Annotated in this window: 25 protein-coding genes; 18 read left to right on the top strand and 7 right to left on the bottom strand. The window is 36.8% G+C overall.

Translation table 11 applies throughout. The annotated features are described in order from the left end of the window. Positions 1-405: 405 nt before the first annotated feature. Together BR73_RS0120295 and BR73_RS29200 are read right to left on the bottom strand one after the other, a co-directional pair. Positions 406-861 carry a hypothetical protein gene (locus BR73_RS0120295; protein ID WP_033167755.1) on the bottom strand — a complete coding sequence of 152 codons (456 nt, stop codon included), beginning with the start codon at positions 859-861 and terminating at the stop codon, positions 406-408. A 356-nt stretch (positions 862-1,217) separates the two neighbouring features. After that, entirely contained in the window at positions 1,218-1,799 is a 582-nt protein-coding gene (locus tag BR73_RS29200) for a DUF3862 domain-containing protein (protein WP_197032707.1), read from the bottom strand. A 192-nt stretch (positions 1,800-1,991) separates the two neighbouring features. On the opposite strand from BR73_RS29200, the gene BR73_RS0120285 reads away from it, so the two are divergent. Further along, positions 1,992-3,089, top strand: coding sequence for a hypothetical protein (locus BR73_RS0120285; RefSeq protein WP_033167754.1), 1,098 nt, complete (start codon positions 1,992-1,994; stop codon positions 3,087-3,089). Between the two features lie 156 nt (positions 3,090-3,245). Here BR73_RS0120285 and BR73_RS27715 read toward each other — a convergent pair whose 3' ends face one another. Next, positions 3,246-3,722 carry a peptidoglycan-binding domain-containing protein gene (locus BR73_RS27715; protein ID WP_051685442.1) on the bottom strand — a complete coding sequence of 159 codons (477 nt, stop codon included), beginning with the start codon at positions 3,720-3,722 and terminating at the stop codon, positions 3,246-3,248. 253 nt (positions 3,723-3,975) lie between these two features. On the opposite strand from BR73_RS27715, the gene BR73_RS26860 reads away from it, so the two are divergent. Further along, entirely contained in the window at positions 3,976-4,464 is a 489-nt protein-coding gene (locus tag BR73_RS26860; protein ID WP_035297802.1) for a DUF3783 domain-containing protein, read from the top strand. Here BR73_RS26860 and BR73_RS0120265 read toward each other — a convergent pair. Next, positions 4,461-5,498 carry a bifunctional glycosyltransferase family 2/GtrA family protein gene (locus BR73_RS0120265; RefSeq protein ID WP_033167753.1) on the bottom strand — a complete coding sequence of 346 codons (1,038 nt, stop codon included), beginning with the start codon at positions 5,496-5,498 and terminating at the stop codon, positions 4,461-4,463. The genes BR73_RS26860 and BR73_RS0120265 overlap by 4 nt on opposite strands. A gap of 222 nt (positions 5,499-5,720) precedes the next feature. Beyond that, a complete protein-coding gene (locus BR73_RS0120260) occupies positions 5,721-6,653 on the bottom strand; it encodes a phosphodiester glycosidase family protein (RefSeq protein WP_051684851.1) in 933 nt (310 codons plus the stop codon). 270 nt (positions 6,654-6,923) lie between these two features. Between BR73_RS0120260 and BR73_RS0120255 the strand changes: the two genes are divergently transcribed. The 10 genes from BR73_RS0120255 to rlmH all read left to right on the top strand — a co-directional run bounded on the left by BR73_RS0120255 (position 6,924) and on the right by rlmH (position 14,794). Further along, positions 6,924-7,571, top strand: a complete 648-nt coding sequence (locus tag BR73_RS0120255) for a flavodoxin family protein (RefSeq protein WP_033163886.1) — start codon at positions 6,924-6,926, stop codon at positions 7,569-7,571. Between the two features lie 120 nt (positions 7,572-7,691). After that, on the top strand, positions 7,692-8,417 hold the full coding sequence (locus tag BR73_RS0120250) for a peptidylprolyl isomerase (protein WP_081848809.1): 726 nt from the start codon (positions 7,692-7,694) through the stop codon (positions 8,415-8,417). A gap of 239 nt (positions 8,418-8,656) precedes the next feature. Next, positions 8,657-9,331, top strand: a complete 675-nt coding sequence (locus BR73_RS0120245; protein ID WP_033167752.1) for a response regulator transcription factor — start codon at positions 8,657-8,659, stop codon at positions 9,329-9,331. A gap of 46 nt (positions 9,332-9,377) precedes the next feature. Further along, positions 9,378-10,907 (top strand): HAMP domain-containing sensor histidine kinase, encoded by a 1,530-nt coding sequence (locus tag BR73_RS0120240; RefSeq protein WP_081848893.1) that lies wholly within the window; start codon positions 9,378-9,380, stop codon positions 10,905-10,907. Positions 10,908-11,081: 174 nt separating this feature from the next. Next, entirely contained in the window at positions 11,082-11,834 is a 753-nt protein-coding gene (locus tag BR73_RS0120235; RefSeq protein WP_033167751.1) for a DUF4352 domain-containing protein, read from the top strand. A 24-nt stretch (positions 11,835-11,858) separates the two neighbouring features. Beyond that, positions 11,859-12,197: a PH domain-containing protein gene (locus tag BR73_RS0120230; protein WP_033167750.1), complete on the top strand. Its 339-nt coding sequence runs from the start codon at positions 11,859-11,861 to the stop codon at positions 12,195-12,197. Positions 12,198-12,404: 207 nt separating this feature from the next. Continuing rightward, entirely contained in the window at positions 12,405-13,181 is a 777-nt protein-coding gene (locus BR73_RS0120225) for a threonine/serine exporter family protein (protein WP_033167749.1), read from the top strand. Continuing rightward, the gene (locus BR73_RS0120220) at positions 13,178-13,603 is read left to right on the top strand and encodes a threonine/serine exporter family protein (RefSeq protein WP_347463478.1); all 426 of its coding nucleotides are present in this window, start codon (positions 13,178-13,180) and stop codon (positions 13,601-13,603) included. The genes BR73_RS0120225 and BR73_RS0120220 overlap by 4 nt, the downstream gene beginning before the upstream one ends. Positions 13,604-13,717: 114 nt before the next feature. Beyond that, positions 13,718-14,293 (top strand): histidine phosphatase family protein, encoded by a 576-nt coding sequence (locus BR73_RS0120215; RefSeq protein WP_033167748.1) that lies wholly within the window; start codon positions 13,718-13,720, stop codon positions 14,291-14,293. A 21-nt stretch (positions 14,294-14,314) separates the two neighbouring features. After that, positions 14,315-14,794, top strand: coding sequence for a 23S rRNA (pseudouridine(1915)-N(3))-methyltransferase RlmH (rlmH, locus tag BR73_RS0120210; protein WP_033167747.1), 480 nt, complete (start codon positions 14,315-14,317; stop codon positions 14,792-14,794). 190 nt (positions 14,795-14,984) lie between these two features. Here the strand turns inward: rlmH and BR73_RS29480 are convergent, their stop codons facing one another. Continuing rightward, complete coding sequence (locus BR73_RS29480; RefSeq protein WP_033167746.1) at positions 14,985-15,626, bottom strand: hypothetical protein; 642 nt, start codon at positions 15,624-15,626, stop codon at positions 14,985-14,987. A gap of 429 nt (positions 15,627-16,055) precedes the next feature. Between BR73_RS29480 and BR73_RS0120200 the strand changes: the two genes are divergently transcribed. From BR73_RS0120200 to BR73_RS0120190, 3 genes are all read left to right on the top strand, one after another. Further along, entirely contained in the window at positions 16,056-16,688 is a 633-nt protein-coding gene (locus BR73_RS0120200; RefSeq protein ID WP_033167745.1) for a histidine phosphatase family protein, read from the top strand. A gap of 289 nt (positions 16,689-16,977) precedes the next feature. Next, positions 16,978-17,730 carry a transporter substrate-binding domain-containing protein gene (locus tag BR73_RS0120195; RefSeq protein ID WP_033167744.1) on the top strand — a complete coding sequence of 251 codons (753 nt, stop codon included), beginning with the start codon at positions 16,978-16,980 and terminating at the stop codon, positions 17,728-17,730. Between the two features lie 252 nt (positions 17,731-17,982). After that, positions 17,983-18,204 carry a hypothetical protein gene (locus BR73_RS0120190; RefSeq protein ID WP_033167743.1) on the top strand — a complete coding sequence of 74 codons (222 nt, stop codon included), beginning with the start codon at positions 17,983-17,985 and terminating at the stop codon, positions 18,202-18,204. Positions 18,205-18,258: 54 nt separating this feature from the next. On the opposite strand, the gene BR73_RS28435 is transcribed toward BR73_RS0120190, so the two are convergent. After that, positions 18,259-19,685, bottom strand: a protein-coding gene (locus tag BR73_RS28435; RefSeq protein WP_242860624.1) for an IS3 family transposase whose coding sequence is annotated in 2 segments (ribosomal slippage) — positions 18,259-19,160 and positions 19,160-19,685 — 1,428 coding nt in all. Because the reading frame shifts where the segments join, the coding sequence is not laid out codon by codon here. 23 nt (positions 19,686-19,708) lie between these two features. Between BR73_RS28435 and BR73_RS0120175 the strand changes: the two genes are divergently transcribed. The 3 genes from BR73_RS0120175 to pflB all read left to right on the top strand — a co-directional run bounded on the left by BR73_RS0120175 (position 19,709) and on the right by pflB (position 23,362). Then, positions 19,709-20,245, top strand: a complete 537-nt coding sequence (locus BR73_RS0120175; RefSeq protein ID WP_081848808.1) for an amino acid ABC transporter permease — start codon at positions 19,709-19,711, stop codon at positions 20,243-20,245. Next, a complete protein-coding gene (locus BR73_RS0120170; RefSeq protein ID WP_033167742.1) occupies positions 20,232-20,954 on the top strand; it encodes an amino acid ABC transporter ATP-binding protein in 723 nt (240 codons plus the stop codon). Before BR73_RS0120175 ends, BR73_RS0120170 begins: the two co-directional genes overlap by 14 nt. A gap of 182 nt (positions 20,955-21,136) precedes the next feature. Further along, positions 21,137-23,362: a formate C-acetyltransferase gene (gene pflB / locus BR73_RS0120165; protein WP_033167741.1), complete on the top strand. Its 2,226-nt coding sequence runs from the start codon at positions 21,137-21,139 to the stop codon at positions 23,360-23,362. Positions 23,363-23,521 lie beyond the last annotated feature (159 nt).

The raw sequence follows: 23,521 nt of genomic DNA, 5'->3' as shown, positions 1-23,521 counted from the left end.
AGATTCTAAATGCTTCGCTTTATGAGGATATTCGCAAAGCATGGCTATCTATGAAGGAAGATATGAATATCTAGAGTACATAGAAGAAAAGCATATATTTGATATTTATGTGGTGTTTCTTAGGATTTTTATAAAGAAGAAGTGTGGATTCAAAATGTAGAAGGTATACCGATTCTAGATGACTTGTTTTCACTTATATAATAAAATCAACATCAATCTGTGAGTAATAAGCTTTAAAGTGTTAGGATTTAAAGCATATGATAAGTATTAAACACTTCTTGCTAAATAACGCGCTTTTCTGACAACCAACTATCAACATCAGTTGGTAATCGATGTATCCATAATTAAGTAATGGCCAGTAGGTTTTCCTACTGGCCAAATGTAACATCGCTTTATATCTTGTATTTAATAAAGGGTAGTACTGTAACGCAAAATGTAATTATTTGTTACAGCATAAACGTTGATGAGAAAGTCATCATCGTAAGATTGAACAGGGCATTCGAAAAGTGGATATTTTTCTGATTGTACACCTGTATATAAAATGGTACCTAGTGTCTTACTGCGAATCAAAACATTGTAATACTGGTTGCTATTATCGTCAAAATAAAGGCGTATAGATAGTTTTTTACCAGCAGGCACCTTAAACCAACCATCACTAGTAGTAGTATCTTTAATCTGAGTAGAGTATCCTGCTTCTAAAAAGAATGGTTCCGGTTGGTACTCATAAACTCTAATGCCTTCGACGTCAAGTACCAAAGCGGGAACAGATGAAGCTGATGCAGCCGATGCTGTTACTGATGGAGCAGAAAATAAAACCACTGCACACATGATAGCTATTAAACTTTTAATAAACTTTTTCATAATATACCGCCTTTCATTATTTTATAACATAATTTTACAATACAAATAATGGGAAAAATATAGTAAAAAATACCTATAATAATGAGTGAGAGATTGACTAAAGATATATTGATTTAGTATGCTGATATTAGGGAAGCGGTAAAGGACTTAAGACAGCGTATAGAGAAACTTGAGGGGGAGATACATTAATGAATCCCATATTACATAGCTATTAAATTTACTGTTTATAAAGAATCATATAAAAGAAACCCGGAGAGTTAAACCTCCGGGTAATCTGACATAAATTTTTGTAAGCTTATACTTAAACTCTTAATTTCAAAACTTGAGATCGTATCGAACAAAACCAGAAAATCATCTTATTCTAGACCAATTTGAGCTTTACCTGTTACTTTATTATTAGTAAATGTAACATTTGCATTTGACCCATCAAATCCATTTCCGTACCAGGAAATTATCTTAATTGAAACATTACCAACTGAGGATTCACTCATAGAGGTTCCTTCGCTTCCAATTAGTTTAACAACCTCATCATAGGTCATACCATTTTTAATGGAAGTATATTCATCTAATGTTATATATTCTAAATCATTAGACTCCATAGAGGTACTAGAGGTACTAGAGGTACTAGAGGTGCTAGAGGTACTAGAGGGCGTAGATTCAGATTTAAACATCTGATTAATATCAGAGCCAAAATTCATATATATAATACTAAATAAAATTCCACACAGTATTATTAACAAGAAAACAAAAAAAGATTTTCCAGCAACAGAACCTTTATTATCAAGCTGATATTCATTTATATTTGCTCGGATGCACTGAGAAGGTTCCTGGTATTCTGTATTGTCGACTTTTTTTTGATTTGCTATGGGCTTCCCGCAATTTGGGCAGAAACTCCCCTCAGCTAATGGCTCCCCACAATAACTACAGTAATTATTCAAAAAATACTCCTCCTATGTAAGTAATTACCTACAGTATGACATATGAGGATTAAATTGGCAACAGAGTCTTATAATAATTGCAATGTACTCTTTTATGGGACCTTGCAGTCGACATTTTTTTATGCTATAATGGAAAAAATTTCAAGATTGTTAAGGAAACTTCTATAGAAAACATAAGAAGGAGATTAGATAATGAATTTGATAAATAAAAAGTTCGATAATTTAGCACAAAGAAGCGTCTGTTCCTTTCTGGTTACATATCCGCCTTTTACTCCTGTATTTTTATCTGAAGCTACAGAAGAAGAGCAAAAGAGCGCTTATTTATTTATCAAAGAAATTTATGAAAGATTGTACAATGATCCTTCTTTGCTGGGACTAAGAAATCTTCCGGATGATTCTTTTAACGATTGGGAATATCATAAAACAAATCCTCAACTGGTAGTAAATATTAGAGGAGGTATAAAAAAAGTAGAACAATTTATTGCATTATTGCATCAAATTTGCTTATCCAAACAAATCAGCGATAATACGTTTTCTATCAATAGAAGTGATATGGAATTAAAAATATCCGCTAGGAAACAACTCGAGAAATTTGGTATAAATACTAATATGACAGAGAATGAGTATATCTTTTTATTTCCCATCGAAGTGGACGGTTTAAGACTTTTAGCCAATATTTCAAAACAGAATACAAGTGAAAGTGATAAGGACTGGCTTTTATTTTCGAGAGGAGTGTTTGATCCTGCTACGCCCTGGACGCAAGAAGTTTACAAAGGCATGTTTGATGAAGGGGAAGCTTTTGAGGAATTAATGGAGTTCTTTCAAAGAGAGGGCTATATAAGAATTGATGGTCAAAATAGTATCTCTCTGAATTATGTTAAAAATTACAGCAGTAAAGAAGAAAAATTAAAATCTGCATGGGCAGAGCGAACACATGGCGGAATCGAGATTATCTATGAAGAAACAAGGATGAATCAACCACTCATAGCCCTTCGTATTCCTTACTTTGATCAGGTCTTAATAGCATATAGCCGTATGAATGATAAAGTAAAGCGCTTTGTACTAAACACCTCAAAAAAGTGTGATAATTGCGGATATTGCACACAGACGGATAAAACAGGAAAAAGACCAAGGGCATATATCACCAATGATGAATTTAAAATATGTCCATTATTTTGTGGATATCAATATAGATGGAGATCAATAGACCATGGTCTTGTTGAGAATATGATTGAGCTGCTGCAATTTGTCGATGAGATTTTTCATGATCGTGCTGTTGTTGCTGGATAATGACAGCTCTAAACTTGAAGAAATAAATAACTCCCTTCTCCATATTAATAATGGAAAGGGAGTTATTAGTTTTAGAATTGGTTCTACAAAATATGTAGTTTTAATACTAAGGTCATCAGATTGTCCTGATAACATATAATCAATGTATATAATATCTTACGGCTTACATACAGAACATGGGTCATAATTCTTCTTGGCTTCTGATAGAGAAATTGAAATTTTGGATTGCCTTAAATACCGGCATCCAGAGCTATGGTATTTAGATCCGGTTCTTGTGATATACACCGTTGCTTCTGTTTTTGTATTGCTGGAGGAAGTACTTTTTGTAACAGTAACACCTAACATCTTCAAAAGGGTCTTATTAACTGTTCCTGTAACTTTAAGATCGTTATCTTTTTGATATTTCCTGATGGAAGCTTTCGTGTTCTTACCAACTACACCATCCGGAGTACCACAATCATAGCCCGCATTGTTTAAGGCTTCCTGGACATCGTAAATGGTAGCTTTGTTATAAGCCGCCTGAGCAGTTACAACAATGGGCAGGTTTGTAAACTCTGCTGCTCCTGGTGTTATAAAAGTACTTAAACAGATAATGAGCATAAATTGAGATAATAATTTTTTAATTTTTTTCATTTTTTCCTCACATTCCACCACAAAATCGGTATTTAATCTGATGAAAGAATCTTGAAAAAGGACACTGGAGTTCTAGTTTGCCAAAGCAACTTTAAGTATTCTTTCGGTTTATATACTAATTATAATATATTTGGGAAATATTACAATATAATTTCCTTATATTGCAAAAAAGGACACTATATTCTTACAGGGATAGCCAGCAGCGTAGTTAACCCAGTACAATTAACAACAAAACATAGAAAAGAGACCTATCATGAAAGAAACAGTATTACTATTTAATATAACCTCAAGAGAAAGCAGACTAAGAATCGGTAAAGCCCTTCTGCCCATGAATATAACAGTAAAAGCAGTTACCAGCGAAGATTACAGCCAGAGTATTGGATATCTTGCCGGGATGAAAGATATGGAAAGAAGGAATAAGGACATAGAAAATAATGAGGACATAGAAAATAATAAGGACTTAGAAAATAATGAGGCAGAACCAAATTCTTTAGAAAGCAAAACTACAGAACCAACTGCGTCAGAAGCAAATATATCATATAATGATTTGGCCGGTGAGATGATAGTAATGGCCGGACTTTCCGGCGCCAGAATGGAACAGGTGCTACAGGCTTTAAGAAAAGCAGGCGTGCTAAAGAGCTGCTTAAAAGCGGTCCTTACAGATACTAATCGGTTTTGGAACGCCTTTAAGCTTTATGAAGAACTGAAAAGTGAATATGATACAATGCATAATAAGAATTAAATTTTATTCTTTCTGAAAATATAGGATTTCTGTATTTTATACCCTAACAGGAAAAGAAGTATTTCTGTCATTATCTTGCTAAGAGTAAGCGGCAGTGATAACCCATAGGTAAGAAAGCGTATCAGACAATAGTTACATAGTAATATAAAGCCTGCCAGTAAATAGTATTTTATTAAGCTTTCACTCAAAGATACCTTACTTTTATTAAATACCAGCTGTTTGTTACAGAGAAAGTTGATGACCGAACTTATCATTCTCGATATTACCACAGAGAATAATAAATTATTTGTTATCTTCATAAATAAGAAGAGAAGGAGGAAGTCAATTGCTCCCGCCAGAAGTGAGGACATCAGGTATTTAAAGATAGGCAGATAGATGCGCAGGGAATCCTTTACGGGATGAAAATGTGTACCCTCATTTCTATTCTCATAGATTGTTTCAATGGGAATACAACTGAGGACAATATCCGATGCTTTTGCCTCCAGAAGCTGGTTCATTTCATACTCATACCGATTACCGTTAATCTGAAGCAGCCAGGGGAGAAGCTCCGAGGAGAAGGCTCGCAATCCGGTTTGGGTGTCCTTTAGATTCTGACCGGATATCATGGTATATAAAAGGCTGGTAAGCCTGTTTCCGATTCTGCTTTTTAAAGGTATTTTTCCTATAAAATCTCTGCAGCCAAGTACAAGAAGCTTGCCGCCGTTTTTTAGAGCGGCAGCTACCTTTAGTATGTCAGAAGGCCGATGCTGCCCGTCACAGTCTGCACATACAATCTCACCTTTATACCCGCTGTTCTGAAGATAAGAAAAGGCGGTTTTAAGTGCTGCACCTTTTCCTTGATTTATCTTGTGCGTAAGGATATGGCAGCCTTTTTTTGAAGCTTCTGTAAAAATAATGTCATATTCCGAAGAACTTCCGTCATTGATAAGGAGAATAGCAAAATCACAGGTATTTCCCAGTGAATTTTTTAAAGAATCTATAAGCATTAATAATTTATCGTCTGGTTCATAAGCTGGAATTACCACTTCAAGCATATTTATCACCCACTGATACCGCTGGAAAGAAAGCGATACTGCCACAAGTTAAAAGAGTGAAAGAATCTTAGTGTGGCAGCCTTTCAATTCTATATTTTCTTTCACGCTTCCTAACATAATGTTGTTTTTGACATATAAAACAATCTTAAAGGAGTTATAACCCTTCCCCTATACACTTTGGAGTTTTTCTGTATGAAAATCCTTCATATCGAACCATTTAAGTTAGCCGATATAGAGAATATCACTGACACCGCGCTCTTTACCTTTACCAAGAGGATTATTAACAACCCTGCCCATAAAGTACATGGTAGAGGAGCCGCCCCCGTCCAGGTTATAAGCCTCGGTGCAGTTAAGGCTTACAAAGAGATCTGCAAATTCCTCCAGGGACATGCCTTTACTGTAGCCACTGCTGCGTCCATCCACTACAACAAATACATAGTGGTTAGGGCTGATAATACCTACACCGGTTCTGGGATTGGAGCCTTGTATGGAATGGTTGCCAAAGTTTGTATCAATTTCCACTTTACCAAGATTCGAGACAGCCATACTATCTGTAACAAGAGCAGGCCCGAAGGACAGGGTCTGCATTACTCCGGCATCCACTAATTCCTGTGCAGTAGTGGATGTCTCATCATATATTTTCATAGTACCGTCAGAATAAAAGGCCAGACCTGTTCTTGCGGGGCTATCCCGAAATATTTTTCCATTTCTTATGATGATTCCATCCTCTCTGAAACCATAGTAATCACCGTTTATAGCAAAGATGGCATTATTGGCCTCTGCGATTTCAGAGGTGTATTCGATTATATTCTGGCCGAATTTGTTATCCGCAAAGGCAGATTTTAAACTTGTTGAAGCTTTTAGGATTACGTCTGCCGTATAATAGGTAATGGTATCTGCACCGGTTCCGGCAGATACTTTTTTTATCTGAATTGATACCGTATCACTGGAATAATTCCAGTCATCTGCGGTATAATCTGTCCGGGAATCCTCTGTCCCTGTGTCTGTGGTATCAAGAGCGTTTTCAACTTTTACATGTTTGATAAGATAACGGTCGGCTGCCATATAAAGCAGTAAGGCAATAAGTATTAATGCAAGAATAAGAATTATGAAGGGTTTCTTAGTAGCTTTCCTGGTTGTTTTTTTCGTTTGCAAAGCAGCAGCTCCTTTCAATTAAAATAGATAACCTCAGTATAGAGGAATATTATGTTCAGTCTGTTAGCAAACTGTGATAAATCTGTGGGTTGATCCTCCAATAAAGCTTGACAGGCAGATACGGGAAATTATAAAATGAGTAAAAATATACCATACAAAGAGAAGAAACTATTTAATCCTACACTTAAGAAGATTAACTTTAGCTGATTGGTAATATCTGAAGTACAGGTTAAAAGTAATATAAAAGGAAAACAAGGAGGAAGAGTGAATATGAAAGTTATAGCAATTAATGGGAGCCCCAGAAAACATGGGAATACAGCTGAAATGTTAAAAAGTGCATTGGAGGGAGCAAAAGAGAACGGTGCAAAGACTAAAATCTATAACCTCTATGATATGGAATTTACCGGCTGTGTCAGCTGTTTTGCCTGTAAGAAGAAAGGAAAAGACTGTAAAGGCCTTTGTGTAATAAAAGATGATCTGAAAGAGGTATTAGAAGAAATATTAAAATGTGATGCGCTACTAATCGGCTCACCTATTTATTTTTCAGATGTAACCGGTGAAGTCAGATCTTTTTTAGAAAGACTGCTTTTCCCTATTCTGTCCTATAATAAAGGAGAGAGAGAAATCTTAAAGGAAAGTATTCCCTCAGCCTTTATCTATACCATGAATGTACCACTGGAACAATATGATAGTCTGGGCTATAAAGTGATCGCTGAAAGAAATCAGAAAATTATCGGAGGGCTTTTAAAAGCAGAATCTCAAATACTGTTATCCTGTAACACCTATCAGTTCAAGGATTATGATAAATACAATGCCAGCCGCTTCTCGGTAGAAGAAAAAGAGAAGGTTCGGAAAGAGCAATTCCCCCTGGATTTAAAAGCTGCTTTTGAATTAGGCAAACAGCTGACAACCAAATAGGGTTTTGCAGATAAGGTCTTGTTTGACGATGTTGTTTTCCTGTGGTATCATGAATATTTGAGCAGTAATTGTCTTATATAGTTTGTTTGGAAAAGAGAAGGAGAAAGGAATAAGTACAATATGAAGAAGAGTCACATCACTATTTTAGTTGCCTTAATAGTCATCATTGGAGCAGTTGCAGTCGGATTTGCTTTAAGAAAAGGGAATACAGCAGGAGGAGGCTCAGCTGTAACAGGTTATAAAGAACAGTTGGCTGAACCCAAAAAAGGCGAGACAGTAGCTGAATTAGTAATAGAAGGCTTTGGTTCCATTCACGTGAAGTTTTTTAATGAAGAAGCACCAAAGTCAGTGGAAAATTTTATAACTCATGCAAAAGACGGATATTATGATGGTTTAACCTTCCATAGGGTTATGGATAACTTTATGATTCAGGGAGGGGATCCTACCGGAACCGGGATGGCCGGTGAGAGCATCTGGGGAGAGAACTTTGAAGATGAGTTCTCAGACAACCTGCAGCCCTACCGCGGAGCACTCTGTATGGCTAACAGCGGTGCTAATACCAACGGAAGCCAGTTCTTTATCGTTCAGGCGAAGGACACTTATGATGAGGCAACTTTAGCCTCCATTACACAGCAGATGGGCACTGCTTATAATGATGATGCCATTGAGGGTTATTCTAAGAATGGAGGAACACCCTGGCTTTACCGTGCTCATACGGTTTTCGGACAAGTATATGAAGGACTTGAGGTTCTGGATGCAATTGCCGGAACAGCCACAGATGAAAATGATAAACCTGTTTCGGATGTAATAATTGAAAAGATTATTGTATCTGAATATGGTAAATAATATAAAAAAGACTGCCGGTTTTGGCAGTCTTTTTTAGGAGGAAAAACATACTTTTTTCATAAATATCTGTTATAATTAAGCCACAAACAGCGGATAATCTGTCTTTGACGAAGGTAATACATACAAGGTGGGAAGGTAAGCGCGGCGGAAAGGTATTTTCAGTGAAAGACAGGCGAAAGAATAATATAAAAGTGATAGACGAATAAGGCGTCCGGCTAATATTCAGAAGAGAGGTAACCATGGATAAATTGAAGGTTTTGGTAGTTGACGATGAAAGCAGAATGCGTAAACTTGTTAAGGACTTTTTGAGTAAGAAAAATTATGAGGTATATGAAGCAGAAAATGGTGAACAGGCTGTTGATATGTTCTTTAACATTAAAGACATTTCTCTGATCATATTGGATGTCATGATGCCCAAAATGGATGGCTGGCAGGTGTGCAGGGAAATCAGACAGTATTCCCAGGTACCAATTATAATGCTTACGGCTAAGAGCGATGAGAAGGACGAGTTATTAGGCTTTGAGCTTGGTGTTGATGAATATATCTCAAAGCCCTTCAGTCCCAAAATCCTGGTAGCAAGAGTTGAGGCTATCCTTAGAAGGACCAATGCCTTAGAAGAAGGTATCGTGGAGGTAGGAGGTATCGTACTTGATAAGGCTGCCCATATGGTAAAGATAGATAACGAAGCAATCGATCTGAGTTCTAAAGAATTTGAACTTCTGAGTTATTTTATCAGGAATCAGGGCGTAGCATTATCCAGAGAGAGAATACTGAATAATGTATGGAATTATGATTATTTTGGAGATGCCAGAACCATTGATACCCATGTTAAGAAACTGAGAAGCAAAATGGGTGAAAAGGGAGAATATATAAAGACAATTTGGGGAATGGGTTATAAATTTGAAATCGATTAACCATGATAGCTTCGATATAAAATTAAAAGACTGGAATGATCGGCTTATGAAACAAAAAATAATAAAATCCATGAATTTAAAATCTATCAGAATAAAACTTACTCTGACCCTTGCAATACTGATTACAGCTACCATAGGAATACTATGGGTATTAAACCGATCCTTTTTACAGGAATATTATATAAACAGTAAGGTTGCCAGCCTTGGAAAAACCTATAAGGACATAAAAGCTGTTTATGAAACCATTGATACGAATAATCTGACTGCCCAAGATAATCTTAACATGGAAAAGGTTACAGAGTACCGCAATATAAATGTGTTTGTTATAAATACCGAAACATATATATGGTATGAAAATAAGGAGTGGTACTCCGCAAAAAATGCATCCCTTGCCAATAAAGAACGTTATGGCCAGTTAATGGCAAAAGTTTATTCCAAATTAATGACGGATAATGAAATTGTTAAGGATATGGGGGAGTATTTCGTTTTCAAAGAGTATGATGCAAGAGTCAACACAAATTATTTAAGGCTTCTTGGCCATACGGAAGGTAAGAGCTTTATTTATATCGAAACTAATCTGGAGACCATGAGAGAAAGTGTGGCGGTTGCCAATCAATTCCTTGCTTATGTAGGTGTAATTGCAGTAATTATATCAATTCTTGTAATGCTTTGGATAAGCAAGAAATTCACCGGTCCAATTCTTCAGCTGGCAGGAATCGCAAAGAAGATGAGTGACTTAGATTTCAATGTTAAGTACGAGGTTGACACAGAGGATGAATTAGGTGAATTAGGGGGCAGTATTAATGTATTATCGGAGAAGCTGGAAAGTACGATTTCAGAACTAAAGAGTGCCAATAATGAGCTGCTTTCTGATATACAGAACAAGGTTCAGATAGATGAGATGCGTAAAGACTTTTTATCCAATGTAACCCATGAATTAAAGACACCAATAGCCTTGATACAGGGATATGCAGAAGGTCTTAAGGATAATATCAGTGAAGATCAGGAAAGTAAGGATTTCTATTGCGAGGTTATCATTGATGAAGCACAGAAGATGAATAGCATGGTAAAGAAACTGTTATCCTTAAATCAGATTGAATTTGGTAATAACCAGCCAAATATTGAACGTTTTGATCTGACAGCCTTGGTTAAATCGGTGATTCATTCCACAGAAATACTGCTGGAACAGAAAAAAGCCACCATGCATTTTGAAGAGACGGAGTCTTTATATGTATGGGCTGATGAATATATGATAGAAGAAGTACTTACTAATTACATCAGCAATGCCTTGAATCATGTGGATGGTCCACGAATAATAGAAGTTAAGTTCATCCAAATGGGAGAGGTGGTAAGAGTGGCCGTCTTTAATACCGGTACTCCTATACCGGAGGAGGATATTGAAAATATCTGGATCAAGTTCTATAAGGTAGATAAAGCCAGAACCAGGGAATACGGCGGCAGCGGCATCGGACTGTCCATCGTAAAAGCTATAATGGATTCCCATAACAGAAAATGCGGTGCAATCAATCATGAAAACGGCGTAGAATTCTGGTTTGAACTGGATACGAATGTGTAACAGGGACTTTCGTCACAAAAAAGCAAGAGTTTTTAATTTTGGCATTGCCCATTTTTGTAAATAGTGGTATTATATATTCACATATACTTACTACGGAGGATGAAGAGTGAAAGAAATGACTTTCACTCCCCCTGATTTTATAAGCGTGCTATAATACGCAGATGGGAGCCAAAGATGAAAAAACCACTTTTAATACTTACCTTGTTTTGTGGAATGATGTTTACAGGCTGTGCGAAAATGACTGATTTATCAGATCAGCAAAGTGATGTTATTGCGGAATATATGGCAGGTTCCGTGTTAAGATATACTGACAATTATAAGGAAGCTCTGATTTATCCGGAGGATACGAAAGAGGAGCAAAAAAATGGGACTGTTATAAACGAAAGCAATACAACAAAAGAAGAAAACACAGCAAAAACTGCCACAGACAAGCAGGATACAAATAAAGGTGCTGTTACTACCGGTAATAGTACAGGTACAAAAAATACTGAAACTGAAAAAAGCAATTTAAGCTATGAGGAATTTTACAAAATTATCAGTGATAATAAATACCAGCTTAAGTATACCGACTTCAAACTGCAATCAAGTTATGCACAGAGAGACGCGTACTTTACCCTTACACCGACCTCAGGCAATAAGCTACTTGCTGTAAACTTTAAGGTATCGAATAAATCCAAGAGTTCAGTGAAAGTCAATCTGGAAAAGATACATATTGCCTATAAGCTGAGCACGAAGGACGGAAAGTCTTATTCCCCTATGGTAACTTTACTGGATACGGATTTGAAATACTTGAATCTCACTCTGAAAAGCGGTAAATCCGATGATGCAGTTTTATTATTTGATGTGCCTGAAAATTTGAAAACCGACGGACTCACTCTAAGTATTTCACTTAATGGGCAAAAAGCAATTATAGATTTGAACGAATAATGAAATCCTTAAAGGAGCAAAGCAATGATTTATACAGAAAAGAAGCGTTCGAAGTTATTCGGACTTCCTTTATCCTTTACCTCTTATACAATCACTGATGACAAGATAACCATAACAAGCGGATTTTTAAGTATTACAGTTGATGATGCATTTATGTATAAGGTCCAGGATGTTAAACTCACAAAAAGTTTTTGGGAAAGAATCTATGGTCTTGGCTCCCTTACTTGTTACACAGGAGATACAACACATCCTGAACTTAAGATCCTGCATATTAAGAGGACTTCAGAAATTAAGGACTTCCTTTTAACTGCATCTGAAGAAGCCAGGCGTAAAAGAAGAGCATTACACACAATGGAAATATAATTCTTAATAAAGACATTAAGAGATAAATAAAGGACGAGCTGACAATGCAGCTTGTCCTTATCTAATGTACAGATTTATATTTCTGATATAAAATAAAAATATTACTTACTAAACACTATAAATTGAATTTGTAAGTGAAGAGTGAAGATAATAAAGATAAATAGCAGGCATTTTTATTAAGATGAAAGAACGGAGCTTCTATATACCATGAATTATAAGTTATTAGCGGATACTGCCATGCTGGCAGGAGAGATAATGTTAGTAAGCGGAGCAGAGACCTACAGAGTGGAAGATACTATGAGCAGGATTCTTAAGATATCAGGGCTTGAGAGGACAGAAGCCTTTGTCACACCTACAGGTATTTTTTTATGTCTTGATGACACAGGAATTGATGGAATCAGCCTGGTGAAAAGAGTGGACAATCGTGTAACTAATATATCCTATATCTTTGAGACAAATAATGTATCGAGAAACCTTTGCTCCGGAGTGATGTCAGTAGAAGAAGCTTATCTGGAACTGAAAAGTATAAAGACAAGAAATCAATATAGCAATTATCTGATCTATCCCTGCACCATAGTAGGTTCCTCAGCTTTTACCATATTGCTGGGAGGTGACTTGCTTAACAGTGTTATAGCTGGGGTAAATGGAGGCTTTATTGTTCTGGTCACCATTTTAACCATGAAACTTAAAATAAACACCTTTATAAAGAATCTGACGGCATCTGTGCTTATTGCACTAAACAGTATGTTGTTTCTGCACTATCTCAGCGGAGCAATACAGTTGGATGCCCTTATTGGCGGCTCCATAATGCCCTTGCTTCCGGGAGTAGCTATTACCAATGCCATCAGGGATACACTTCAGGGAGATTATATGTCAGGAGGAGCAAGAGCTATTGAATCCTTTGTATTGGCTGCCTCCAGTGCTGTTGGAATTGGTATCGGTATTGCATTGTATTCAGTACTGGCAGGAGGTATAAACCTATGATGTTTATTCAGGTAGTAGGTGCTTTTATAGCTGTTGTAGCTTTTGCAGTAATAATTGGTGTTCCAAGAAAATTCCTGGGTTTTGCAGGGCTTGTAGGGGCTATTGGCTGGTTTGTTTATCTGATACTGGAACCAACAGGTCTGACGGTTGTGGGCAGGATGTTCTTTGCTGCACTTATGGTAGCGCTCATATCTCATAGCTTTGCCAGACTTATGAAGACTCCTGTAACATTATTTCTCATTGCAGGAATCCTTCCTTTAGTGCCGGGAGTTGGTATGTATCGAATTGTTTATAATCTGATTACCAATAATAATACGGAAGCCGGACACTATATGAATGAAACAATTCAAATAGCAGGAATGATTGCTCTGGCAATCTTTATTATGGACACTATCTTTCGGATATTTCAGAAGAATAAATAGAGGAAGCATACAGTCAAATATGCACTGGAAATCAATTAGTCCTTGCATTCACAGGGAAAAGCCGATAGAATAGTTATTGTAGGAGTGTAATAGAGAGTAGCAGGAGTATAGCAAATGAGAATTGGTTTATTAAGGCATTTTAAGGTAAACTGTCCCCATAAGAAAATGATGACTTCGGAGGAGTTTCGTCAGTGGTCAGAACATTATGAGCGGTCAAGGGTTATAAAGAACAAAGTAGAAATGTATGGATGCAAATGGGATATCTGTTATGTAAGCGATCTGCCAAGGGCAATAACTACAGCTAAGGAAGTGTACAGCGGTCATTTACATATTGATAAGCTTTTAAGAGAAGTTGATAATGCTCCCTTTATTCATACTGAACGAATTAAGCTGCCTTTTGAAATCTGGCATGTATGCGGCAGGTTAGCCTGGTATTTTAAGTCAAAAAGTCAGCCGGAGACCAGAGAAGGTACCAGAAGGCGTATAAATGCATTTCTTGATAAGATTGACTGGTCACAGGATAATGTATTGATAGTATTTCATGGTTTCATGTTATATAATTTCCAAAAAGAACTAAAGAACAGAGGGTTTACCGGAGAGAAAATCAGAAGAGTAAAAAATGGTGTATTGTATCAGTTTATCAATGAAGATTTGGTAGAAGAAACAATAGAACCTAACTTTAGTGAGTAAATTTTTAAGTAGGAAGAATGAATGAAAATAACACTTATATGTGTAGGAAAGCTCAAAGAGAATTATTTTACCCAGGCAGTTTCAGAATACTCCAAAAGGCTCAGCCGTTACACAAAATTGGAGATCATTGAGTTACCTGATGAAAAAACACCTGATGGTGCAAGTGAAGCTGAAGAGCTTCGCATCAAGAATACCGAAGGTGAAAAAATATTAAAACAGGTAAAAGAAGGGACATATTGCCTGGCCCTTGCAATTGAAGGAAAAATGTATGATTCGGTAGACTTTTCCAATCAACTGGAGAAGCTTAAATTAAACGGTAAGAGTCATCTGACCTTTATCATAGGAGGTTCTCTCGGCTTAAGCGATGAAGTGATAAAAAGAGCGGATACTCTGATTAGTTTTTCTAAAATGACTTTTCCCCATCAATTAATGAGAGTAATACTATTAGAGCAGATATACAGAGCTTACCGGATAGCTGCTGGTGAGCCTTATCATAAATAGAGCAGAGTCTGATTGACTCTGCTCTATTTTTGTCTATATATACTATTATAAATTTAAGGCATTTGTAATATTATAAAATTAAATTTCAATATGAATTAAAGTAGATTGTTTCTTACAGGCAATATTAAGACGTTTGATTTAATCGGATAATATAAATGTAATCTGACTATCATAATATTCAAGCAACCATCTAATTTCGAATAATTGTTCCGCCCCATTCTATTACAGTAAATCCCTGCCGTACAAAAGGCTCAAGAATCTGCTCTCTAACGGTAACAGGCTTAGCAAGGGGTTTAAAAGCCATAAAAACTCTTAAGATACTATCGGGTTCAGGTTTAATATCTAATTTGGCATTGTCTGTGTATATCGTATTCTGAAAAGTTATTAGATTATATGGGTTTTCCTTCATCTGGGGAAGCCAGTAAACAATAAACTCATTATACTCTTTTGGGGTCAGACCCATATATTCTAATTTTTCTCTTAAAAATTCTGCAGTATCTTCACCTTTAACAACAAAACCTTTAGACATATCATATTTAATCTTGCTCTTACCTTCCCAGAACAAGTAAGAATATTCATTTCCATCCTTACGGTTAATTAAACGGCCGTCAGAATATGCAGTCACTTCCCATCCACTATCATAATCCGGATAGGTACAGGTAAGCTCTCCGTTATAATCTAATTTAACTGATACTTCTGTGGGTTCTTCCGGATACAGGTATATTACTGGTTTATCAGAATAATTCTCTTCGTTGTTTACACAACCAGAAAAAGTGAGAAGCATTGTTGATAATATAAGAATAAAAACTAAGCAGTTGCTAAATTTCTTCATAAAAACCTCCTGTCATTTAATAATTATCTCTAATATACATATTATAACAAAAATGTAAAATATATTAAAGATACCCAATAAAATTCATTGGAAAATATATGAGGTAGTGATTAAAAATTATTTGTATTAGAGCAAAATAGGGATATATTTAAGTTATTTACATAATAATGATTTACAAAAGAGTGTTGTATACGTTATCATATTAAATGACAAAAAAGATGAAATGATGGATTTCTCTCATAGTATACTATTCAATCATTTTTAATGAGAAGTAAGATTGAGTTAGATAGGATAATTGATTAAAATAACAACTTAATAGATTAATAGAAATCATGAAAGGCCGCACTTTCATAATGAATATAATTTGTCAGTATAAAGTGGTGGCAGAAATAACATAAAACGTGCAAAAAGCATAAGATAGGAGTTATTATGAATATATACTTAATACGTCATGGCAGACAAAACAGCCCATTATGCAATGTAGACGTTGAGCTGGCAGCAGAGGGCAGAAGACAAGCTGAGCTGTTGGGAAAACGTATGGAAAAATACAATATTGATGCCCTTTATTCCAGTAATTTAATTCGTGCAGTACAGACAGCGGAGATTATAAATAAATATCTGGGGCAGGAGCATCATATAAGAGAAGATATCAAAGAAATTTCCTTTGGTTATTTAGAGGGGAAATCTGATGGGGAAATCGATCTGGAATTTGCTGACTTTAAGAGAGAGCAGCAATTATTGGAAGAGGATATTCCGTATCCCGGAGGTGAATGCGGCAGAGAAGTGTTTAAACGGGCTATGAGAACCATAAATGAAATAACTGACATGGATAAAAAGAATATTGCTGTCGTAACACATGGAGGTGTAATAAGAGCACTGGTGTCCGGGCTCTTAAGTCTTGATATGAGCAAGAAGCTACTGCTTGCAGCTTCTCTGGAGAATACCAGTATTACCCATCTGTTTTACAATAAAGAGAGAAAACGTTTTTACCTTCAGCGTTTCAATGATTACGCCCATCTGGAAGGTGAAGATGATCTGCTTCGCATAAATTTCTTGAAATAAGTTTCATTCTCTATGGAAACAAGAAAATAATGTAAAATACAGAAAAAATACTCTTTAAAATCGAATAAAAATACTTGAATTTTTATAAAAACATGATACAATACTAGCATTAATATTAGTTTTCATAAATAAATATTAGGTATCTATCATTCGTCAATGAAGACTGAGTTTCTTCTTCCCTTGACGTATTTTTTATGAATACATACATGTTAGGTGCCTGTTTGAATAAGAAAGGCTTCTTATTCAAAATTCAAAGTGTCTTAAGACACGGATAGGAGAGAGTTGTATTATGAAAAAAGTTGTATGTTTACTACTGGCAGCAGCTACGGTGATTTCACTGGCAGGATGCAGCAAGTCAGATGATAAGCTGATTGTAGGTACAGAGGCAGGATTTGCTCCTTATGAATATATGGAGGGTGACAAGGTAGTCGGTATTGATATGGATATTTCACAGGCCATAGCTGATGCTTTGGGAAAAGAGCTGGAGATTAAGAATATGGATTTTGACGGTGCTCTGTTAGCAGTACAGCAGGGAAAGGTTGATTTTGTAGCCGCCGGAGTATCCGTTAATGATGAAAGAAAAGAAATAATGGATTTTTCCAATGAATATGTTAATTCTACGGAAGTAATCGTAGTGAATAAAGCAACACCTGCAGTTAGCAGCACCGAGGATTTAAATGATAAGGTTATAGGTGTTCAGCAGGGTAACATTGCAGATTTTTATGTGTCTGAGCCGGAAAATGTAACTCCTAAGGAGATTAAGAGATACACCAAATTTGCTCAGGCAGCAGAAGATCTTAAGAATAACAAGATCGACTGCATCGTAATGGACCAGTATCCGGCAGAAGAGCTGGTTGCAGCAAATGATACATTAGCGATTATTACAAAAACTGACGGTACCTATGATGTATTATTTGAAGACAAATATGCTATTGCAGTTAAAAAAGGTAACAAAGAACTTCTTGATAAAATCAATGAAGTAATTGACAAGCTCATTGAAGAAGGTAAAATTGATGAGTTTACTGCAAACCATACGAAGTAAACGGCAATCAGAGCAAAAGTTTTGGAAAGCCAGAGACTTTGTTTGAATAAGACATAATTAGTAATTAGCAGCAGACAAGAAATTTGCCTGCTGCTAATTATCTGTTATAAAGAATATTTTGTTACTGCATTTCGCGAAAGTGTCATGTGATGATGCATATTTTTTCACTGTACAGTAAACACCTTACACGCTTAAAAATGTATAAAATAATGCAAGGTGTATTTATTGTCAGTTTTAGAAGGAGAAGGAACATTGAATGTAATTTTGGATTGGTTAAATAATATTGGTCAAAGCTATTATAATGCCTTTATAACCGAGCAGAGATATATGTTTTATCTGCAAGGCTTGGGAAATACACTGCTTATTTCCCTGCTGGCTATATTAATTGGAGCATTTCTTGGTGTATTGGTGGCTATACTGCGGTTTTCTACCGTGAATAAAAAAGGGCTTGGCTGGGTCAGCAAACTGATGTGACCCCTAAAAGTTAGACTTTATTGCGAAGTGGATTTTCCACTTCGCATTTTTCTTTTATGCTGCCAAGAGGCTGAGTCTGTATTCAACAGGACTCATCCATCCTAGTTTCTCTTTTATTCGTTGCTTGTTGTAATACTCTATATAGTTATCTATCGCTCCTTTAAGCTCGTCATAATTGTAATAAACTACTCCATAATACATTTCCTGTTTCATTATTCCAAAGAAGTTTTCCATAACTGAATTATCATGGCAATTTCCTTTTCTGGACATACTTTGAAAGATTCGATGTTCTTGTAATGTGTTAACATATACCTTCATCTGATAACCCCAGCCTTGATCTGAATGAAATGTTCTACGATATGGACAATCCGATGTGATTTCTATCGCAGCATTCATAGCATCCATTATATTTTTAGCAGATGGTGTTGGAGATACACCATAGCTTATAATTTCTCTATTACACAAATCCATAAATGGATCTAAATACAACTTTTTGATAATCATACGACCTTTAGAATCCACATCATAATATTTGAACTCAGTAGTGTCTGTTGTGATTTTTTGATGTGGGATTTTTGTATCAAAGCGTCTGCGCAATCGATTCGGAGCCATCTTACCTACTTTACCTTTATAGGAACTATACTTGCGGCTTTTTCTGGTAAAAGATGTAACTTGTAAGGATAGTTTCTGCATAATCCGTTGAACACGCTTCTTGTTCACAGAGTATCCTTGTCTGCGAAGCTCCCCTAGCATACGTCTGTAACCAAAGTCTTTATGAAACGAATGGATTTCCATGATTTTTTCTTCAAGTTCTTTACTAGGATTAACTTTGTCAAATCTTCTTTTTTGCCAGTACATGTAAGTTGCTTTTGAAAATCCAACAACTTCGAGAATATCTTTTAATTTGAAATCTCCTCGGAGGCTGTGGATGATTCTCGCTGTTTTTTCTGAAGAGCTTCCTCCTCTAAACGCAGCCTCCTCAATTCTTTTAAATAGGCATTCTCTATTCGTAATTTTAATAATTCATCTTCAAGCTGTTTTACATGCTCAGCGCTTGTATCTACAGGGGGAATGTCTGGTACAGACTGTACTTGTTTTTTCTTATTATTTGAATCCAACGATTTCTTACGACCTTTCTTCTTAGGTCTCAGAGCATCAGGTCCAGCAATTCTGAAATCATTTACCCATTTGGCAGGAAGTGCTGGATTATTAATTCCTTGTGATAAGGTTAACTCCTGAAAAGAGACTTCACTTGATAAATACAACTCTACCACATGAAGTTTAAATTCAAAAGAATATGTTTGATTTTTTCTGGAGCGCATTAATCCTTCATCACCGTATTCATGATATGCGCTAATCCACTTACGTAGCTGTGTGTTGGATCCTAGCCCATATTTGTTTGAAAGATAAGGGGTACCTCCATTTCCTTCCAAATACTCCGTTACAATTTTTTTCTTGAATTCAAAGCTATGTTTTGCCATGAAAAAACCGACCTCCCAATCGTTTGATTTTTGGTCTAACTTTTGGGGGTCGGTTCAAACTCTGCAACCTTTATATTACCATTATTCGGGGAACACCTGTATTATTACAGTTATTAATTATTTATAACCTGATTTTCACTGCAAGAAACACCAATGAAATATTGGTAGCCGGTATCTGTTTTGGTATTAACTCCGGAGCTTATGTTGCTGAAATTGTCAGAGCAGGTATCGAATCCATTGATAAGGGGCAGTACGAGGCAGGACGTTCCTTAGGCCTTAACAGCAGCCAGACCATGTTTATGATCATTATGCCCCAGGCAATTAAAAACATTCTGCCGGCACTTGGTAATGAATTCATTGTATTGATCAAAGAAACCTCAGTAGCAAGTATGATCGCAATAACAGATCTGACAAAGGCAGCCTCCTATATAGGCTCCAGAACCTGGGATTTATTACCACCATTATTTATTGCGGCAGTATTTTATCTGATAATCGTATTAGGGTTGACTAAGTTATTGAATTTATTTGAAAGGAGGATGGCACAAGGTGATAGAAATTAAGAATCTTACGAAACAATTTGGCTCTCAGGTGGTCCTTAATAATCTCTCCGAAACGATTCAAAAAGGAGAAAAGGTTGTTGTTATAGGACCTTCCGGTTCCGGTAAATCTACCTTCTTGCGATGCCTTAACCTCCTCGAGACACCAAACAGCGGTGAAATCTGGTTTGAGGGACAGAACATCCTGGATCCTAAAAACGATATTAACGTACTGCGTAGAAAAATGGGGATGGTTTTTCAGCAGTTTAATCTCTTTCCCCATAAGACGGTTAAAGAGAATATAACCCTGGCACCGGTTAAACTGGGGATAATGGGAAAAGAAGAAGCGGAGCAGAGGGCGCAGGAACTCCTTAAGCGTGTCGGATTGCCCGAAAAAGCAAACAGCTTTCCCAAGCAGCTTTCAGGAGGACAGAAACAGAGAATTGCCATAGCCAGAGCCCTGGCAATGAACCCGGATGTTATGCTCTTTGATGAGCCTACTTCTGCCCTTGACCCGGAAATGGTAGGCGAGGTACTGGAATTGATGAAGGAACTGGCAGAGGATGGAATGACTATGGTAGTGGTAACCCATGAGATGGGTTTTGCCAGAGAGGTAGGAACCAGAGTTCTTTTTATGGATCAGGGTTCTATTATGGAGCAAAATGAACCTCAGGCCTTTTTCCAAAATCCTGCTAATCCAAGGCTGAAAGAATTTTTATCTAAAGTGCTGTAATATCAGTTACTTTTATCGTTTTTCATAGCACATACTTCTAAATGATAAAATTACTCATTAAAAGTATTGACAAGACAGAATGTATTCTTTAGTATTTACTATATATTGATGTATTAATTAAAAAAGAATTGATTAACTACAAGATATATATCAATACTGAGAAGAGAGTCAGGAGGACATTCATGAGAGAAGAATGGAATGGTTTTACGCCCGGAAGCTGGACGACAGACGTTAACGTCAGAAGCTTCATTCAACATAATTATACACCCTACGAAGGAGACGGTTCCTTCCTAGCAGGAGCAACCGAGAAAACCAAGAAACTTTGGGATAAAGTTCTGGAATTAATGAAGGTGGAGACAGAGAAAGGTATTGTAGATGCAGAAACATCAAGACCTTCCACTATTACCACTTTTGATGCAGGATACCTGGATAAAGACAACGAAGTTATCGTAGGTTTTCAGACAGATAAGCCTTTAAAAAGAGGAATCATGCCTAACGGTGGTATTCGTGTTGTAAAAAGTGCCCTTGAGTCCTATGGATACACACTGGATTCAAGAACAGAAGAGGTTTACACCAACTTAAGAAAGACTCATAATGACGGTGTATTCGCAGCTTATACTGATTCTATGAAGAAAGCAAGACATACCGGTATTATTACAGGTCTTCCCGATGCATACGGCAGAGGTCGTATTATCGGAGATTACAGAAGAGTTGCTCTTTATGGTGTGGATTTCCTTATTCAGGAGAAAGTTGACCAGAAGAAACTCCTTGAGAGAAATACTCTGGAATCCCCTGAAATCCTGTTAAGAGAAGAAATCTCAGAGCAGATCAAAGCATTAAAAGAATTAAAGGCAATGGCTGCAAGATACGGGTTTGATATCAGCAACCCTGCAAAAAATTCCCTTGAGGCTACTCAGTGGACCTATTTTGCTTATCTTGGAGCTGTTAAGGAGCAGGACGGCGCTGCAATGAGCCTTGGCCGTGTAACGACCTTCCTTGATATCTACTATGAGCGTGATTTACAGAATGGTCTGATCACAGAAGAAGAGATTCAGGAAATCATGGATCATTTCGTTATGAAGTTACGTATGGTTCGTTTCTTACGTACACCTGCTTACAATGATTTATTCTCAGGAGATCCTACCTGGGTAACTGAAGCAATCGGTGGTATGGGTGTTGACGGACGTACTCTTGTAACAAAGAGCAGTTTCCGTGTTCTTCATACCTTATACAACTTAGGACCCGCTCCCGAACCCAATCTTACTGTACTTTGGTCAACCTTCTTACCTCAGGGCTTTAAGGATTTCTGTGCCAAGGTTTCCATTGACACAAGTTCTATCCAGTATGAGAGCGATGACATCATGAGAGATGTATGGGGCGATGATTATGCAATTGCCTGCTGTGTTTCTGCCATGAGAGTAGGTAAGCAGATGCAGTTTTTCGGAGCTCGTGCAAACCTTGCCAAAGCATTACTTTATGCTATCAACGGTGGTAAAGATGAGAAGACCGGTGAACAGGTAGGACCTATGTTTGAGCCTGTACGCGGTGATTATTTAGAGTATGATGAGTTAATCAGTAAATTCGACCAGACAATGGAATGGCTTGCTGAATTATATATCAATACCTTAAATGTAATTCACTATATGCATGATAAATACAACTATGAGCGTTTACAGATGGCTCTTCATGATATCTCAATTTTACGTACGGAAGCTTGCGGTATTGCAGGACTTTCTGTAGTAGCAGACTCCTTATCCGCAGTAAAGCACGCTAAGGTTAAGATTATCCGTAATGAAGAGGGTCTTGCAGTAGATTATGAGATCGAAGGCGAATATCCTGCATACGGTAACAACGATGACCGTGTAGATCAGATAGCAGTTGATATAGTTGAGAAATTTATGAATAAACTTCGTAAATTCAAGACTTACCGTGATGCAAAGCATACTCTTTCTGTATTAACAATTACTTCTAACGTTGTTTACGGTAAGAAGACAGGTAATACTCCTGATGGAAGAAAAGCTGGAGAGCCTTTTGCTCCCGGTGCTAACCCTATGCACGGAAGAGATAAGAAAGGTGCTGTTGCATCCATGGCATCTGTTGCAAAGCTTCCTTATAAGCATGCAGAAGATGGTATTTCCTATACCTTCTCTATTGTACCTAAGGCATTAGGTAAGGAGTCAGATGAAAGAGTAACAAACCTTGTAGGTTTATTAGATGGATATTTCTTCGATAAAGGTCACCATATCAATGTTAACGTATTTGACAGAGAGACATTATTAGATGCTATGGATCATCCTGAAAAGTATCCTCAGCTTACTATCCGTGTTTCCGGTTATGCCGTTAACTTCATCAAGCTGAGCAAAGAGCAGCAGTTAGATGTAATCAATCGTACTTTCCACGAGAGGTAATCAGAGATAACTGATTTCCAATTAACATTTATCTGTTAAAATGAGTAACTGTGGTCTTAGACCATCATTCATACAATGTATGAGGGGCTTGTTTCTGTTATTTAAATGCAAGGATTGTCTAAGGACGGACTTTGTGATTAAATAATAGTCTCAAGCCCC

The organism is Clostridium sp. KNHs205 (assembly GCF_000702945.1).
Lineage (GTDB): Bacteria > Bacillota > Clostridia > Lachnospirales > Lachnospiraceae > Anaerocolumna.
The sequence above is the reverse complement of the archived record's forward strand: the minus strand, read 5'-3'. Positions and strand labels throughout refer to the sequence as shown.